Source organism: Dietzia psychralcaliphila, assembly GCF_003096095.1.
Lineage (GTDB): Bacteria > Actinomycetota > Actinomycetes > Mycobacteriales > Mycobacteriaceae > Dietzia > Dietzia psychralcaliphila.
Genome location: NZ_CP015453.1, coordinates 1,168,075 through 1,184,384, shown reverse-complemented (window position 1 = coordinate 1,184,384; position 16,310 = coordinate 1,168,075). Strand labels below are relative to the sequence as shown.

12 protein-coding genes and 1 tRNA gene are annotated in these 16,310 nt (G+C 66.1%); 7 read left to right on the top strand and 6 right to left on the bottom strand.

Annotated features, from left to right (window positions below; genetic code table 11):
- Window positions 1-9 precede the first annotated feature (9 nt).
- Window positions 10-1,077, bottom strand: a complete 1,068-nt coding sequence (locus A6048_RS18595) for a TetR/AcrR family transcriptional regulator (RefSeq protein WP_235027525.1) — start codon at window positions 1,075-1,077, stop codon at window positions 10-12.
- Window positions 1,078-1,192: 115 nt separating this feature from the next.
- On the opposite strand from A6048_RS18595, the gene A6048_RS05320 reads away from it, so the two are divergent.
- The 4 genes from A6048_RS05320 (at window position 1,193) to A6048_RS18200 (ending at window position 7,068) form a co-directional block, all read left to right on the top strand.
- Window positions 1,193-1,885, top strand: coding sequence for a hypothetical protein (locus tag A6048_RS05320; protein ID WP_107748115.1), 693 nt, complete (start codon window positions 1,193-1,195; stop codon window positions 1,883-1,885).
- Between the two features lie 51 nt (window positions 1,886-1,936).
- Window positions 1,937-2,605 carry an oligoribonuclease gene (orn, locus tag A6048_RS05315; protein ID WP_107748114.1) on the top strand — a complete coding sequence of 223 codons (669 nt, stop codon included), beginning with the start codon at window positions 1,937-1,939 and terminating at the stop codon, window positions 2,603-2,605.
- A 109-nt stretch (window positions 2,606-2,714) separates the two neighbouring features.
- Window positions 2,715-2,790 (top strand) — tRNA-His (locus A6048_RS05310).
- Window positions 2,791-3,204: 414 nt separating this feature from the next.
- Window positions 3,205-7,068 carry a hypothetical protein gene (locus A6048_RS18200; protein WP_146166360.1) on the top strand — a complete coding sequence of 1,288 codons (3,864 nt, stop codon included), beginning with the start codon at window positions 3,205-3,207 and terminating at the stop codon, window positions 7,066-7,068.
- Window positions 7,069-7,710: 642 nt separating this feature from the next.
- Here A6048_RS18200 and A6048_RS05290 read toward each other — a convergent pair.
- Both A6048_RS05290 and istA read right to left on the bottom strand, forming a co-directional pair.
- Entirely contained in the window at window positions 7,711-8,478 is a 768-nt protein-coding gene (locus A6048_RS05290; protein ID WP_006898359.1) for an ATP-binding protein, read from the bottom strand.
- Window positions 8,478-10,079: an IS21 family transposase gene (istA, locus tag A6048_RS05285; RefSeq protein ID WP_108835156.1), complete on the bottom strand. Its 1,602-nt coding sequence runs from the start codon at window positions 10,077-10,079 to the stop codon at window positions 8,478-8,480. The genes A6048_RS05290 and istA overlap by 1 nt, the downstream gene beginning before the upstream one ends.
- 344 nt (window positions 10,080-10,423) lie before the next feature.
- On the opposite strand from istA, the gene A6048_RS05280 reads away from it, so the two are divergent.
- Both A6048_RS05280 and A6048_RS05275 read left to right on the top strand, forming a co-directional pair.
- Entirely contained in the window at window positions 10,424-11,137 is a 714-nt protein-coding gene (locus A6048_RS05280; RefSeq protein ID WP_107748472.1) for a flavodoxin family protein, read from the top strand.
- Between the two features lie 48 nt (window positions 11,138-11,185).
- Window positions 11,186-11,932 (top strand): haloacid dehalogenase type II, encoded by a 747-nt coding sequence (locus tag A6048_RS05275; protein WP_107748473.1) that lies wholly within the window; start codon window positions 11,186-11,188, stop codon window positions 11,930-11,932.
- Window positions 11,933-11,974: 42 nt separating this feature from the next.
- Here the strand turns inward: A6048_RS05275 and A6048_RS05270 are convergent, their stop codons facing one another.
- Window positions 11,975-12,964 carry a DUF2804 domain-containing protein gene (locus A6048_RS05270; RefSeq protein ID WP_107748474.1) on the bottom strand — a complete coding sequence of 330 codons (990 nt, stop codon included), beginning with the start codon at window positions 12,962-12,964 and terminating at the stop codon, window positions 11,975-11,977.
- Between the two features lie 124 nt (window positions 12,965-13,088).
- Between A6048_RS05270 and A6048_RS05265 the strand changes: the two genes are divergently transcribed.
- The gene (locus A6048_RS05265) at window positions 13,089-14,372 is read left to right on the top strand and encodes a cation:proton antiporter (protein WP_107748475.1); all 1,284 of its coding nucleotides are present in this window, start codon (window positions 13,089-13,091) and stop codon (window positions 14,370-14,372) included.
- 25 nt (window positions 14,373-14,397) lie between these two features.
- On the opposite strand, the gene A6048_RS05260 is transcribed toward A6048_RS05265, so the two are convergent.
- A complete protein-coding gene (locus A6048_RS05260) occupies window positions 14,398-14,916 on the bottom strand; it encodes a DUF421 domain-containing protein (RefSeq protein WP_107748476.1) in 519 nt (172 codons plus the stop codon).
- 149 nt (window positions 14,917-15,065) lie between these two features.
- Entirely contained in the window at window positions 15,066-16,298 is a 1,233-nt protein-coding gene (locus A6048_RS05255) for a L,D-transpeptidase (protein WP_235027479.1), read from the bottom strand.
- Window positions 16,299-16,310 lie beyond the last annotated feature (12 nt).

Below are 16,310 nucleotides of genomic sequence, written 5' to 3'. Positions count from 1 at the left end.
GCCCTCCTCTCATGCGGGCGGTGGCTGGCCGAGCCAGCGGATCCCGTCTGGCCCCTCCCGGTCCTCCGACGGCAGTGCCAGCGGCAGGAAGTCCTCATCAATCACCGCGCCTGCGACGTCTTCGGGGTCGGAAGGCGAGAAACCTCGCCGCAACTCCCGGAGGTTCCAGTGCCTCCCCACCCGAACCGGCCCGCCCCGTTCGGAACGAATCTCCGGATATGACCAGACCAGGGTCACCGCGCCGTCCATCATGGTGAGCTCGTCCACCCGATAGGGCGAGTCGTCTGGGTGCGCCATCTCCATCCCCGGTGCGGGGTGGAGGGCGAAATGCCGCGCGAACGCCTGGCCGAAGATCGAGTTCCACAAGAGTTCATCGTCATCCGCTGCAGATCCCAACCCGAGATCTCTCACCTGGCGTGCGACCACCGCCCGGAAGAGGTCGTCGGCAGGATCGGCCAGGCCGACAAAGTGCCCGGCCAGTTCGTGTCCTACGAAGCCAATGAGCTCCGAGATCGCCGCGACCACTGCGGCCGCCGTCGACGGGGTGACGCGAGAGTCGTTCGCGAAGGCACTCATGCCGGCGCCGGCTGATTCGAAACCGGGAACGTGCCGGGACCGCAGACAACCGAGGAACGGGGCGGCTACTTCACCGGCGGCCGGGATGGTCTCGGGCGGTGCCACATACCCGGGGATCGGAGTGCCGTAGATGAGCTGAAATTCGTGCGGTGCTCGCAGGCCCCAACCGCGGAGGGCTTCCGCGAGACGGCTCCACAGTTCGGCGTCGGAAAGGGCGTCGGGATTTACGGCCGCGGCGTCACCGTCGTCGTCCGCGATATCGGCATCGGCCTCAGCCGCGTGGAGAGCGCCGGCCAGGTCGCGGTAGCTCTCGAGGATCATCGCGGTGAGCAGGTCCTCCCTGGACGGGAAGTAGCGGTAGATCGCGGAGGAGACCATCCCGACCTCGCGGGCGACCGAGCGCATCGACAAACCCACCCCGCCGACCCTCGCGATCTCCTCCCGCGCGGCGGCGAGGATCCGGTCGACGGTCTGCGCCCTGGCCTCGTCTCGTTTGCCCATGCCGCGAGTGTTCCAGAAAACCGAGAGCGGCGCTCTTGCATTGCGACCGGACCGGGCCTACTTTGAGCGTCGACCCATAACGAGAGCAGTGCTCTCTATTGCCGCTGGAGGTCCGATGTCTGATCCGAAACCCACCCCTGTATCTCGCCGGTCATCGGCCGTCCTCGTCGCCGCCGCCGGTGTCCTCATTGCCGGGTACCTGGTGCTACGCCCCTACGGTGACGCCGACGGCGGGGAGACCCTCGCCGCGGCTGAGGCGTTCTCCTCGACCCTGTGGATCGCCTCCCACCTCGCGGGAGCGGCCGCGCTCGTGTCCCTGGCCGCATTCTGGTCGCTGCAGACCTCGGGGCCACTCCGGTGGACGGGACCCGTGGGCGTCGCGCTCGTCCTGCCGTACTACGGCGCGGAGACGTTCGCGCTGCACGAGATCGGGGCCCGGGCCCTGGCCGGCGACCCCGACGTGCTCGACCTCGTGGCCGCTGTTCGTGACAACCCCGCTGCTGTGGCCCTCTTCGCGGTGGGACTCATCACACTGGCAGTGGCCGGGATCGCGGCGGCGATCTCATGGCGTCGGGCACATCGACCGGGCCGAGCGGCCGGTGCCCTCCTCCCGCTCGCGGTGGTCGCGGCGCTGTTCCTGCCGCAATTCTTCCTCCCGCCCGCCGGCCGGATGGCCTACGGGCTCGTCTTTGCGGCCGCGGCCGTCTACGCGGCGATTACCGCGGCCTCTGCTGGCCGCGACACGACCGGACCGTCACCGGTCGGACGCCGGTCCGCCGCCGAGCCCAGCAGGGTGCGGCAGGGCTGAGCCTGATCCTCCGGGGCCTACCCGCCGTTCTTGCGGCGATATAGTCGAACGATGCCAGAGCCGAGCCCCGCTCCCACCCCTACCTCGACGTCCACCCCGACGCCCCACCAGGAATCCAAGAACGACCGGATTGTCTGGATCGACTGCGAGATGACCGGCCTCGACACCTCGAACGACGCGCTGGTGGAGATCGCGGCCCTGGTCACCGACTCCGAACTCAACGTCCTGGGCGATGGCGTGGACATCGTCATCCACGCCTCCGACGCCAAGCTGGCCGCGATGCTCCCGGTGGTGCGGGACATGCACTCCTCGTCGGGCCTGACCGAGGAGATCCGTGCCTCCGCCGTGACAGTGGCGGAGGCCGAGAAGGAGGTCCTGGACTACATCCGCGCCTGGGTCCCGGTGGGCGGGACCGCTCCCCTGGCCGGCAACTCGATCGGCACCGACCGCGGGTTCCTCGCCCGCGACATGCCCGAGCTCAACTCCTACTTGCACTACCGGATGATCGACGTGAGCTCGATCAAGGAGCTGTGCCGCCGCTGGTACCCGCGCATCTACTTCGGCCAACCCGAGAAGGGCATGTCCCACCGCGCCCTGGCGGACATCAAGGAGTCGATCCGCGAGCTGAAGTACTACCGCGCCACGGCGTTCGTGCCGCAGCCCGGCCCCACCACGGACGAGGTGCGCGCGGCCGCCGGCGCCCTGCCCGCGGTGGACTGACGGACCCACGCGCCGCTGCCCAGGCCCGGCCGGCGAAGGTACCTGGCGATTTCCTGACCGGCGCACCGACCGGGTAGCATCATCAACGCCGTTCGCGAGGACGGCGATGGTGGCTGTAGTTCAGTTGGTAGAGCACCAGGTTGTGATCCTGGCTGTCGCGGGTTCGAGTCCCGTCAGCCACCCCACCGGAAACGGCGGGTGACGTGCACATTGTGCGGGTCGCCCGCCGTTCTCGTTTCCCGCCATGCAATAGTTCCTGCAGTAGCGGTCGTTCCCTTAGCCTTTGAAAAGGTCTCCGAATCCGCCCGCGCTCTGCTGCGCTACGGTTGTGACGCGTGCATACTTCTTCGACCATTCGTTTCGAGGACAGCGATCAGTTCTGGTAACGGCGAATCATGTCGGCGCTTAGGGGAAGCGCCAAATTCCCGAGCGGGCCAGAATACGGAGAACTAGTCGAGCTCCGAAACTATCGAATGCAAGTCCAACCCCAGACCGAGCATAGTATGCTGAACGCTCAGGTGACGGGTCCGCGGTTGATGGAATCAGAGCACAGTTTTCTAACAAGCGGGAGTGGCGCGCAACTCCAGAAGGAGTTTCGAATGGGGATCCACATTACCAGCGGCGACCTCGACGAATGGTCGCGACGTCGCGACTCCGAAGGCCATCTTCCGACCCTCGTTCGACGCCTCATTATGGCTTCTTCGCGGCCCGATTGGATTCGAATGCCGGCCGCAGAGGGCGTGGCCCTGTCTGGCCTGGATGGAATTATCTCGGTCTCCGGCAGTTCCCACCCATACGTTCCGCTCGGCGATTCGCTATGGGAAATCGGAACCGAGCAGGGCCAGCGGAACAAAGCAATCAGTGACTACGTGAAGCGCACTGGGACAACACCGGTAGAAATTCGCCGGAAGACCTCCTACGTCGCTGTGACGAACCGCAAGTGGAGCAGAGGCGGCAAGTGGATCGCCGACATGAAAGAACGAGGCGACAACTGGAAGAATATCTTCGTCCTCACTGCGGATGAGCTCGCACTCTGGCTCGAACAATTTCCTGGCGTAGAAGGGTGGCTCCGAGAGCACCTCGGCAAGGGTTCTTTGGGCGACATCGCCCTCGACACGTGGTTCGAAAGATGGTCTAAACAGACCCAACCCGCCACCCCTGCCGCTGTGCTCACCGCAGGGCGTCGAAGGGACGTCATCGACTTGCTCGACGTCCTAGACGGCCCACCAGCAGACGCCCAAGTAGTCGCCGCGTCAAGCTCGGACGAGGCTGTCGCCTTCATCGCGGCTGCCCTACGTCTCGGGCCAGGCCCTCTCCCCAATGAATCGGCGGTGAATGAGATCGGCGAGGAGGCCGAGACCGACGCCGCTATTCGCTCCTCTGAGCATCTAGAGGCGCTGCGCGAACGTACTATCGTCATAACCGATGAGGCGGGATGGCGACACTGGAGCAACCACCACACGCGGCACATTCTCGTTCCTCTGTTTCTGCCCGACTCCGTCACCGAAGCCATCAACGTCGGTCATCATGTGGTGCTTCCGCGAACTGCGCGATCGGCGCACGACAAGGGCCGCCTAGCTCCAATCGATCCGTACGCCGGAGCGGACGCGTGGCGAAGCGCGTCGATCGACGTCTACAAGGCCCACGAGTACGCGCTTGCGTCGCGAAGAAGCCTTGGCACGTTGCGTCGTCGTCTGAGTCGACATAGCCACCAGACACCTTCTTGGGCAACCGGATCCACCGTTTCCTTACTCGCCCCTGCTCTTCTTGCCGGATCGTGGGATGCAAGCAAAGAGGGGGACAGGGAAGCTCTGCTTGCGCTCACGCGAGAAGCGAACTGGGGCGACCTTACCCGGGCACTCATTCCGCTCACTATCGGCGAAGATGCCCCACTTGGAATTCTCGGTAACGACTGGGACTTCGTGGACATCGTGGACGCTTGGGATGCGATTGGGGCTCTTATCACTCCCGAAAGCCTCTCCACCTTCACGCAGACAGCAATTGAAGTGCTCATTGAAGCCAATCCCCACACTGGCCTCGCCGCCGAAGACCGGCTTAAACTCATTTTTGACGCCACGCGACAAGAACGCCGATATTCAAACTCTCTGCGGCGCGGCGTCGCCACAACCACTGCCATCCTGGGCGCTCACACGGGCGACACCACCGCGGCGGGCACCATCACCGGCCAACAGGCCGCCACACAGATTGTTCGAGAGCTACTTCAAGACGCCGACTACGACCGGTGGCTCACGCTCGCTAGTGAGCTTCAGCTTCTAGCTGAAGCTGCACCCGACGCTTTCCTGCGCGCTGTTGAGACGTCACTTCGCTCCAAGAACGCCGCAGTCATGGGCCTGTTCGATGAGAAGAAAGATCTCCTGGGTAGCCAGGGGTCGCACTCGTCCCTCCTCTGGGCACTCGAGACTTTGGCCTTTTCTCCCACGCACGTCGCTCGCGTTGCTTTAACACTCGCCCGCCTCGCGGTCCTCGATCCCGGCGGAACTCTCGCCAACCGTCCCGCTGCATCGCTCATCTCGGTCCTCAGCATCATCCGACCCAGTGGCGCTGTCAACGTTAACAACCGTCTCGACGTGATCGACGCGGTCATCGCGACCGTCCCTGAGCACGCCACCGACCTTCTTCGAGGTCTCGTCGAAGATCGAGGCGCGGGCATCATCCCTGCAGGCCCTCGTTACCGCGACTGGCCGACGCCCCGTCACCGCGCATCACCCTCGGAATACAAGGAAACCCTGACTGAGATCTGCACCCGATTGCTCAAGGTGCCGAATGAAGACTTGCTCGGACTGGCAGGACTCATCACACGTTTCTCATCGGCCGACATGGCTCGTATCCTCGACATATTCAGCACGCGATGGAACGACCTCGGCGATGGCACCCAAGCCGAAGTGCTCGCCAAGATCGCCAAAGAGGCCGACAGACATCGCCGGTACAAGGAAGCCGCGTGGGCTATGCCGGAAGCCGACATCGACGCAATCGACCAATTTCTTGCCGAACGAGGCTACGACCTGCAAACCAAGAAGGAGGGGGAGCTGTTTAGCTGGACCGCGGAGATCGATGACACCCGCCAGATTGGCGGCAACGACGAGCAGCCCGAGAAGACGCTCAATGATCGACGAGCCGAAGTTGTCCGAGCCATTCTCGCCTCCGGCGGCTTCGAAGCGGTCGCTGCGTTTGCCGCCAACGTCGAGGTACCCGGGTACGTCGGAAAGACCCTCGCAGAGATTGACATTAGCGAGGACCTCGACCTCGTCGACGGAGTGCTGGATCGGCTCGGGGCCAGTACCGCATCCGAACATCCCGCCTCGGACTTGGCCGTCGCCTGGGGGTACGCCGTTGCCCGGGCCGAGGACTTCACCTGGCTCAAAGAAGTGGTGGCCAAGCGTCCAGACCAGGCAGCCGTCCTACTTAACACCGTGCGGACCTCTTCAGCGATACTCGGCGTCGTCGCGAAGCTTGAGGCGGAGCAGCAAGCGCTCTTTTGGAAAGGTGTGAACCCGTACCGCGTCGACGGCGAAGTCGTAGAGCGAGTCTGCGAGGGCTTGCTCGACGCGGGACGCCCGTTTGGCGCGATGACCACTGCCGCAGGTCACGGCTCACCTGGCCCCTCGTCAGACCTCATTATCAGGGTGCTCTCCACTGATTTCGACCAAGCCAACGAACCCGATAATGAAGACACCCACAATCTCGGCTACACCGTCGGTCTCTTGCTCAATCGTCTGGAAAACTCAGAAGTAGACGACGAAGTCATCTCGAACCTTGAGTTTCGCTACCTTCCTGTTCTGAACGACTACCGTGAGCCGCGGGCTCTTCATCGAGAGCTAGCTCGTAAGCCAGAGTTGTTTGCCACCGCGGCCAGCAGTGTGTACAAACCCGACGACCAGCCCAAGACTGATGTTGACGCAGCAGTCGCCGGAGACGAGACGTCGGAGATGTCCGGCGAACAATTCAGGTTCAGCAGTGCAGCATGGAGCCTCTTAAACGGGTGGCATGGCCCTCTTCCGGGCTCAAACGTTCCCGACGAACTTCCAGCCGCCGAGGCTGTGCAAGCGTGGGTAGAACAGGTCCGCGTTGAACTTGGATCGCGTGACCGGACCCAAATCGCGTCCGCCGCAATCGGCGCCGCACTCGCCGCCCCTGTCACTGATGAGGACGGAACCTGGCCGTGCGAGCCAGTCCGCAACGTCATAGAGCACGAACAGAGCGACGAACTGGAATCCGAATTTCGCATTAGCCGCCTCAACCAGCGCGGAGTCCACGGACGGACTGCTTACGCCGGGGGCGACCAAGAGCGCGCTATCGCGGAAGAGTTCCGCGACAACGCGGTGAAAGTTCGGAACCGCTGGCCGCGTACTGGAGCCCTGCTCGAGAGCTTGGCCAGCTCCTACGACCAGGACGCCCAGCGTGAGGACGACGATGCCGAGCGGGACGCCCGTCGCCAACGATAGTTCAGCTGGGCGCCGACGACGGCAAGCAGAAGCAGGTCCGCGGCAACGGCACCTTGTCGATCGTGACCGAGCTAGTCGACCTCACACTCGTAGTGGACGCCAGCCCGCCTGCTGGGCACTATCCAATGCCAGTCGGCGTAGGTCGTGACCGACTGGCTCAATATCAGTGACCAGGGGTTCTGTATTCGGGTCACGGTGGTGCCCATGAATGGGTTCGCCAGTTGCCACTCTGCCGCGGCCAAGGTCGCTCCCGCTGCACGCACCGTGACGAATCCATTCCAAGTCGTGCACCTGACCGCGAACGTCCCACCCCTATGCGGCCAGCGCGATCAGCAGGCCACCTACGGGCACCGGGGCCAGGCTGGCGATCCGCTGTGCAGAATCCACCGCTCCTTACCGACCAGGCAGACCTTGCCGACTTACGAGCAGAAGGTCCGGTTTGGGACGGCATTCGTGGCCTGTGAGGCCAATACCGCTTGAGCGCTCCTACCAGCGGCTCATCTGTACCCGCGAGGCCTCGAAAGAACCCACCGGCGCCTTGGCAGATAGGGCTTGTCGGTACCGCGGGTCCGGCGAGTTGGTACCGCCATTCCGGCGACCCGGAACCGGCCCGTGTGTGAAGCGGGCCGGCACCGTCGGGGGTTACTCCCAGTAGCCGGTAGTGGCTCGGGCTTGGTCGTCGCGCTGTCGGCGCATGTCGACTTCGCCGAGGTTGATCTCGCGGGCGTTGTTGGCCAGGCGGTTGACGATGGAGTCCGCGGCGACCCGGTCAGGCAGCGCCTCGAGCCAGTACGCCGGCCGGGATTGGGAAGCGATCATCGTCGGCAGCCGGTGCTCCCGGTTGGCCAACACGGCGAACAAGTCGTTCGCGGCCTCAGGATCGATGCCCACGGTCAGGAAATCGTCGATGATCAGCAGCTCCACGTCCGAGAGGTCGTTGAGCATCTTCTGGTGGCGGATGCCGTCGCCGCGGGCGATGACCAGCCGCCGGGCGAGTTCGTCCATGCGGGCGTAGGTGACGGTGTGCCCGTTCTGGCAGGCGGCGATGCCGATCGCGCAGGCCAGGTAGGTTTTCCCGCCGCCGGTCGGTGAGAGGACCAGCAGGTTGGTGGGGTCTTGGCGCCAGTGGTGCCCGGCGTAGCGTTTCATCCGCACCGGGGTGATCCCGCGTCCTTCCTGGTAGTTGATCTCCGCGATCGAGGCCTGCGGGATCGGGAACTTCGCCGCTCGGATCAGCTTGTCGATCCGGTGGGCCTGGCGCTGGTCCAAGGCGTCGTCGACGGCGGTGAGAAAGATCTGCTCCGGGGTGAGCTCGTCATTGGCCTCATCGCTGATGAGCTCCTCGAACCGGGTCGCCACGTGCGTGATGCGCAGATTGCGGAACTTCTGGTGATCGATCTCGGTGAACATCACACGCCCTCCCCGCTGCGGCCGCGCGCATAGTGATCGGCCGAGCGAACTTGAACGGCGCTGTCGTCTCGGGCTCCGGCCGGTGGCGGGGGCTTTCGTGTGGCCGCCGCCGGGACCACGGGTCGGGGCGCTTTGCCGTCGGAGTCGATGGTGGCCATGACGCGTTTGAGCACGCTGTAGCTGCCGACGCTGTTCTGGTTGAGCAGCACTTGGCAGGCCGCCTCGAGCCGCTGTCGACTTCTCTTGCCGAGAGTTTCGAGAATGTTCTGGCAGTCCAGATAGCCCTGCGCCTCGATCACGTGACGATCCAGGATCTGGGCGATCACCTGCTCGGTGGCGGGGCCGAACCCGCGGGCGCGGTCGGTGAACCACTGCCGCGACCACAGGCCGTCGATACCCTGGTGCTCTTTCGGGGCGTGAGCCAGCACCGTCGAGTACTGGCCCTTGCGGCCGTGGCGCCGCGAATGCTCGCAGACGACCTGGTCACCGTCGAAGAGCGTCACCGACTGCGCGGTCAGGCGCACCCGCAGCAGCTGACCGGCGAAGGTGTACGGCACCGAGTAGTACTGCGACTCGCAGGAGACGTGATAGTTCCGGCCGACCTTGAGTTGCTTCCATTCCACCGTGGCGAACCCGTCGTCGGGCAGGGCCGCCAGCAGCGGCGCTTCGTCGGACTCGAACCTCTCCCACCGGGTCGTACCGTCAGCCCGGCGAATCTGGGTGTTGATCTCGGCGACGCGGTCGGCGATCGCCGCGTTCAGGGCCTCGACGGTGGTCCACACCTCCTCGGCGAGGTAGCCGATGACGCGTTTGTTGACCACTTCCACTGCTGACTCTACGGCTGCCTTGTCGCGGGGTTTTCGGACCCGGGCCGGCACGATCGCGGTGCCGTAGTGGTCGGCCAGCTGCTGGTAGCGGACGTTGACAGCCCTGGCCGCCTCGCCCTGCTTCTGCCGATGAGTGGCGGTGGTCGGGTTGTCGGGCACCACCATCTGCGGTGTCCCACCGAAGAACGCGAATGCGGCGACGTGAGCGTCAATCCAGGACGGCGATTTCATATCCGTGAAGCCGCGGCAGAACACCGCACCGGAGTACGGCAGGACGGCCACGAACAAGTACAGCTTGGTGACCTCTCCGGTGACGGCGTCGAGGACCTCGAGGGTGTCGCCGGCCCAGTCGACCAGCATCGTCCGACCCGGTTCGTGATGCAGCGTGGCCACCACGTCCTTGATGCGGGCGTGCTCGGCGAACAGGGCGCAGTACTGCGAGTACCCGTACTTCTTCCCGCTTCCGGCCGGAGCGGCGAGATACTTGCCCCAGGCCTGCTGGATGGTGAAGTGCCGGTTGAACTTCATCGACGCCAGCACCCGATCAAAATCGGGCTTGGCGTAGTCCTCCGAGACGCGTTTGCGCCCGTCGGGGAACATCCCGGCGATCTCGGCCGGGTTCATCGACGACGCTTGGCCGGCGGTGATGCCGTACGCGGTGATCGTCTTCTTCACCGCCGCGATCTCCCGACGCGAACACCCGACGGCGGCGACGATCTCGCTGTAGCTATGCCCGGCCAGCGCCAACGTCATGATGGCCTTGTACTCGGCCACATCAGCCTCCTCAAATAGGAAGAAGCGGCGCAGTCGCGCCGCCTCACCCCGAGCAGACCACCCCGCCCGCCCCAAGGAGTACCGAGTCGCCGGAATCGAAGTACCGGATCGCCGGACTAGGCGTACCCACTGGCCCTATCTGCCACGCCTGAACAGCTCTAGCGATTGCTGTGGCGGAGACCTTCCGAGGACCTTGCGTACTCCAATGCCCGACGCACCCTCCTGTCGCAGTCCGGGCCTCGTTCTCATTTCGCCCCCACGTATTCCGCCACCGAAACCGGACGGTAGCTGCTAGCTGGTGATTACGCTCTGATGATCGCCCCTACCGGCACCGAGGAGTCCCGATGAGCGAGACCGATTTCACCGGCCTGCGGGCGATCTTCGTCAACTGCACTCTCACGCGCAGCCCCGACGTCAGCAACACCCAGGGACTCGTCGACGCGAGCGCCTCGATCATGCGCAAGCACGGAGTCGAGGTGGAGACCCTCCGCGCGGTCGACCACCCGATCGCGACGGGCGTCTACCCGGACATGCGCGAGCACGGATGGGACGTCGACGCCTGGCCGGATATCTACCCGCGGATTCTCGAGGCCGACATCCTCGTGCTGGCCGGGCCCATCTGGCTGGGCGACAACTCCAGTGTGATGAAGCAGGTCATCGAGCGGCTCTACGCGCTGTCCGGGATGCTCAATGACAAGGGCCAGCATCTCTACTACGGCCGGGTCGGCGGGTGCCTGGTCACCGGCAACGAGGACGGACTCAAGCACTGCGCGATGAACATCCTCTACAGCCTGCAGCACCTCGGCTACACGATCCCGCCCAACGCCGACGCGGGCTGGATCGGCGAGGTCGGCCCCGGGCCGTCGTACCTGGACCCCGGCAGCGGTGGGCCGGAGAATGACTTCACCAACCGCAACACGACCTTCATGACCTGGAACCTGATGCACCTGGCCCGGCTGCTCAAGGCGGCCGGCGGCATCCCCGGCGAGGGCAACCAGCGCTCCGCCTGGGACTCCGGTGCCCGCTTCGGCTGGGAGAACCCCGAGTACCGATCCTGAGCAAGTACCGATTCTGGCCGAGCACCGATCCTGACCGAGGAGGGTTCCATGACCGACGAGCACTCGGGGGAGCGAATCGCGAGCCGGGACCACCCGGTGAGCCCGGACGGGCCCCGGACACCGGCCCTGATCATCTTCGACGTCAACGAGACACTCTCGGACATGTCGCCGATGAGCCGGCGGTTCGAGGATGTCGGCGCGCCGGCGCACCTGGCGTCGAGCTGGTTCGCAGGGCTCCTCCGGGACGGCTTCGCCCTCACGGTCGTGTCGGCGAGCGACTCCTTCGCCCGCCTCGCCCAGGACTCGCTGCGAATCAGCCTCCATGGTCACCCGCTCGATCGCGACCCCGACGCCGCGGTCCAGCACATCATGGGCGGGTTCACCGCCCTCCTCGTGCACCCCGACGTGCCGGACGGAGTGCGAGCACTGACCGCCCTGGGGATCCGTTTGGTGACGCTGAGCAACGGCTCGGCGGCGATCGCCGAAGGCCTCCTCGACCGCGCGTCGATACGCGAGCATTTCGAGGCACTTCTCTCGGTGGAGGACGCCGGTGCCTGGAAGCCGGCCGGCGGGGCATACGCGCACGCTCTCGTCCGGTGCGGTGTCGACCCCACGAATGCGATGCTCGTCGCCGTTCATCCCTGGGACATCGACGGCGCCGCACGAGCTGGACTCGGTACCGCCTGGATCAACAGGAACGGCGAGCCCTACCCGGGGTACTTCCGGTCGCCGGACATCATGGCCACGTCCCTCACAGATCTGGCCGACCAGCTGATCAGAGCCATACGCCTGTAGTGCGCCCGAGACCCTCTTCGCGGACGGGCCGACCGCCTAGACCTACCAGCGGTTCCGCGACTCCTCCGCCCACCCGGTGAGGCCGTCCAGGCGCACCGTGGTGCCATCATCCAGGACCCCGGTTCCGGACCAGATGCCGAAGGCCTGATGGGTGCGCACGGCCAGGATCCCGAGTTCGGTGATGTCCCGGCGGAGGTGGAACGGGGTGAGCGTGGCGTCCAGGCGCTCACCACGGACCCTCCAGGCAGCCTCCGGATCCGCCAGATCATAGGTCCAGTGCAGATCCTCGCCGAGCTTGTGCAGACGGCCGTCCACGAGGATCCCGTTCTCTGTGGACCCGGTCCCGTCGGTCCACCGCCCACCCACCTGCAGTGCACACGGCACACCGTCCACCACGCCGCTGCCGGCGCCCCAGTTCCATCGGGTGGCGTACCGCCAGCGTCCGCGCCCGCGGTCCAGGACCGCCCAGCCGGCCCCGAGGTCGTGGGCGACCCCGTCCAGGGTCACCGAACCGGTGACGGGATTGGCGAGGTCCTTGAGCGTGTACTGGAAGCGGCGCTCGCTCCACGGCACCACCACCCCAAGGCTGTCGTGGCCCGGGCGCATGACATCCAGGACCACCTGGAGGCCCTTCGCGTGCACCCGGATCGCGGTGGCGCCCGCGTCGTCGTCGATCTCGATACCCACCCGACCAGAGCCCACGCCGGCCGACGCGCGCACCGTCCCGTCTCCCGGATCGTCGCCGAATCCCGGCCGGACGAACGGGCTGATCCCGCCACGGGTGGTCTCCACACCGGTCTGGCGGTCCAGGACGTAGACCGCGCAGGTGGACAGGTAGTCGAGACCAGCCACCGTCAGTCCCACCACGAACCGGTCGGTCACGATGCCCCAGTACTCCCAGCGCTTGGTGCGCCCCCAACCGGAGATGCGCGTGCGGTGCAGCGGCGTGCGGGTCCAGCCGACAGCGGCAGGGTTGAGTCGGCGGCCGTGGGCCAGATCGGTGGGGCACGTGATCTCGCGCTCGTCGGTCATGCGCCCACCTTTCCATTCGCTCTCCCTCGGCATTCGCGCGGTCCGCCATGGGGCGTGAGGGACCGATGGCGCGACCGCCTGAGGTTTTCTATGGTGCGGTGGACCCGACTGACCTGGAGGGCTCGTGTCCACACTCGATCTGTTGCTCGCGACCGTCGGCGCGCTCGGCGTCGTGATTGTCGCCCTGTCCGCGCGACTTCACCGGTGGCCCGTGTCGGAGCCGCTCATCGCGCTCGGGGTCGGCATAGTCCTGGGCCCCGTGGTCATGGGTGTTCTCGACGTCCCCGACATCGTCGCCGACCCCTCGACGCTCCACCACGGCGCGGAGATCCTTCTGGCCATCTCCGTGATGGGTGTGGCTCTTCGCTACCCCTTCTCGGCGATCCGTCGACACTGGCGGCGTCTGGCGCTCCTCCTGGTGGTGGTGATGCCCGCGATGGCGCTGATCTCCACCGGTCTCGCGATCTGGGCGTTGGGGATCCCGTTCGCGGTGGCGCTGCTCTTCGGTACCGCGATCTGCCCCACGGATCCCGTCCTCGCCTCCGCGGCGGTGACCGGCGACGCCGCCGAGCGGGACCTCCCCGAGGACGACCGGCAACTGCTGTCTCTCGAGTCGGGGGCGAACGACGGACTGGCCCTTCCCCTGGTCGTGATCGCGCTCGCCGTCGCCACCCCCCTCACCGCCGGGCAGGCCGCCCTGGAGATCGGCTGGCAGATCCTCGGCGCCCTGGTGCTGGGCGTCCTCGCCGGAGTGTCGGCGGCCAAGGCCCTCCATTTCTCGGAGCGCCACCACACCGCCGAGAACGGCCCGATCCTGATGTTCACCCTGCTGCTGGCGTTGCTGGTCCTCGGTGGCTCAGGCCTGCTGGGGGTCAACGGGGTCTTCGCGTCATTCGTCTCGGGATTGGCCTTCAACCTGGCCAGCGTCGGGCACGAGAGACAGGTGGAGGTGGAGATCGACGAGGCGATCAACCAGTTCGCGGTCCTACCGTTCTTCCTGGTCCTCGGAGCGATGCTGCCGTGGGAGCAGTGGGAGCAGTTGGGGTGGGGTGCGGTGATCCTCACGGCTGCTGTGCTCGTCCTGCGGCGCCCGCCGGTGCTTCTCGCGCTCATGCGTCCGCTCGGATTGCGGGTACGCGACGCCGCGTTCCTCGGCTGGTTCGGGCCGGTCGGGGTCGCGGCGATGTTCTATCTGACCGAGGAGGCGTCCCGAGCGGGTCCGGATCCGCTGCTGCTGGGTGTGGGCACCCTTGTCGTGGTGGCCAGCACGCTCGCACACGGCGTCACCGCGGCTCCCGGTCGCGCGATGTTCAGGTCCGCCGCTCGACACGACGCGGACAGAGCCGGTCGACTGGCTCTGTCCGCCGCTCGACACGACGCGGACAGAGCCAGTCGACCGATCCGCTGAGGCCGCCCGCGCGACTTCCGGGTTGTCAGTGGTCGGCCCAGCCCCGCAGCGGGGCCAATGCCTCCTCGTCACCGGCGCTCGAGGTGCCGATCACCGACAGCGTGCCGTCCGACTCCAGACATACCGCGGCCACCTGGTCCAGCCCACCGAAACCACTGGATCTCATGGCCTGGAAGATCTCGTCACGAGTCAGCCTGCTCGAGGCGATCGCGTCCTCCAACATGGCTCCCCGGTCCACCAGTAGGACGGGCCGGGCACGCACGACCGTGCGGCCCTTGACGAGCCTCGAGGTGAACAGACTCACCACCACCTGGAGCGCGAGCAGGAGCGCGATCCCGACCAGACCGGTCACCAGTGCCAGATCCGACGAGGTGAGGATGGTGGCCAGGAGTGACCCCAGAGCCACCGTGACCACCATGTCGAAGGCGTTGAGCTTGGACAGCACCCGCTTGCCGCTGAAGCGGATCGCCGCGACCATCGCCACGTACGCGACCGGACCGATCAGAAGGACGCGGACGATCGGATCGAGGGACGAGAACCACATGCGGACCTCCGGTGTCGGCGACGTGAGGAGGGCTCACGCTACCCCGGGCGCGCCATCCCGACAGCGGGCCGGACGAGACCTCACGTCAGGCTGTGCCCAGGTCAGGCAGTGCCCGCGTCAGGCAGTGCTGGCTTCAGGCAGTGCTGGCTTCAGGCAGTGCCCGCGTCGGCGTTGCCGGCCTTCCAGGTCTCCCACGGGACGTTCCAGTCGCCCAGCCCGTCCCAGCCCGGCAGCGTCGGACCGACCGTGCCGGTGACCTCGAAGATGTCGCCGCGCTTGGCGTTGTCGTAGAACCACTTGGCATCGGCCGTGGTGACGTTGAGGCACCCGTGGCTCACGTTTCTGCTGCCCTGGGCCCAGACGGACCACGGCGCGGCGTGGACGAAGATGCCGCTGTAGGACATCCGCGTGGCGTACTGGACCGGGGTCCGGTACCCCTCCGGCGAGTCGACCGGCACACCATAGGTCGAGGAGTCCATGACCATGGAGGCCAGCTTCTCGCCGATCACATACGTGCCGTTGGGAGTCGGGGTGTCGGCCTTGCCCATCGACGTGGGCATGGTCTTGACCACCTCGCCGTTGCGCTCGATCACGATCTGCTTGGTCGAGTCGTCCACCCGGGAGATGACCGCGTCGCCGATCTGGAAGTCACTGCGCGCGTCCTCCTGGCCGTACATCCCGCCACCCAGGTCCTCGCCGTAGATGTCCACGTGCACGTCGATCGTGGTACCGGGCGCCCAGTACTCGGCCGGTCGCCACCGGACCTCCTGGTTGGACACCCAGTAGAAGGCGCCCTCGACCTCGGGTTCGGTCCGGACGTGGATGTTGTCCTGGGCCGCCCGGCGATCCGCGATGGGCTCGTCGAACATCACCGCCACAGGCTGGCCGATGCCGACCGTGGAACCCTGACCGGTGGTGAGGTAGGCAGCGGTCATGATGCGCGGGGTGAGAGTGCTGAACGTGACGTTCTTCTGGGTGATCAGACCAGCCTCGTCCGCCGCGGTGGACTCCAGCGTGTACTGGCGGCCGTAGCCCAGATCCTCGGTGGTCCGCCATTCGGTGAGGTCGGGGTTGAACTCGCCCTGGACCTGGATGCCCTCTGGGTTGCGCATGACGACCGAGTCGAGACGACCGTCACTGGCGGTGAGCACCACCGGCTCGGCCGGGTTGGCGTCGAGTGAACCGTCCTCCACTGACAGGTCGATGACCGCAGCGGGTTCCGGGGGCGCCTCGGCGACCTGGACCTCCTCGGCGCCGCCGGAGCCGATGGTGCAGCCGGTCAATACGAGTGACCCGGCACACACGACGGCCAGCGCGAGACGAGATCTCGACCGGGCACCCGGGTCCCGTCGTCTGGTCCTATCCGTGTTGCGCAAGTTCACTAATGGCCCCTT

Coding starts and splice junctions, on each gene's coding strand:
- A6048_RS18595 (WP_235027525.1), bottom strand. CDS start 1,077: ATGGGCAAACGAGACGAGGCCAGGGCGCAGACCGTCGACCGGATCCTC.
- A6048_RS05320 (WP_107748115.1), top strand. CDS start 1,193: ATGTCTGATCCGAAACCCACCCCTGTATCTCGCCGGTCATCGGCCGTC.
- orn (WP_107748114.1), top strand. CDS start 1,937: ATGCCAGAGCCGAGCCCCGCTCCCACCCCTACCTCGACGTCCACCCCG.
- A6048_RS18200 (WP_146166360.1), top strand. CDS start 3,205: ATGGGGATCCACATTACCAGCGGCGACCTCGACGAATGGTCGCGACGT.
- A6048_RS05290 (WP_006898359.1), bottom strand. CDS start 8,478: ATGTTCACCGAGATCGATCACCAGAAGTTCCGCAATCTGCGCATCACG.
- A6048_RS05280 (WP_107748472.1), top strand. CDS start 10,424: ATGAGCGAGACCGATTTCACCGGCCTGCGGGCGATCTTCGTCAACTGC.
- A6048_RS05275 (WP_107748473.1), top strand. CDS start 11,186: ATGACCGACGAGCACTCGGGGGAGCGAATCGCGAGCCGGGACCACCCG.
- A6048_RS05270 (WP_107748474.1), bottom strand. CDS start 12,964: ATGACCGACGAGCGCGAGATCACGTGCCCCACCGATCTGGCCCACGGC.
- A6048_RS05260 (WP_107748476.1), bottom strand. CDS start 14,916: ATGTGGTTCTCGTCCCTCGATCCGATCGTCCGCGTCCTTCTGATCGGT.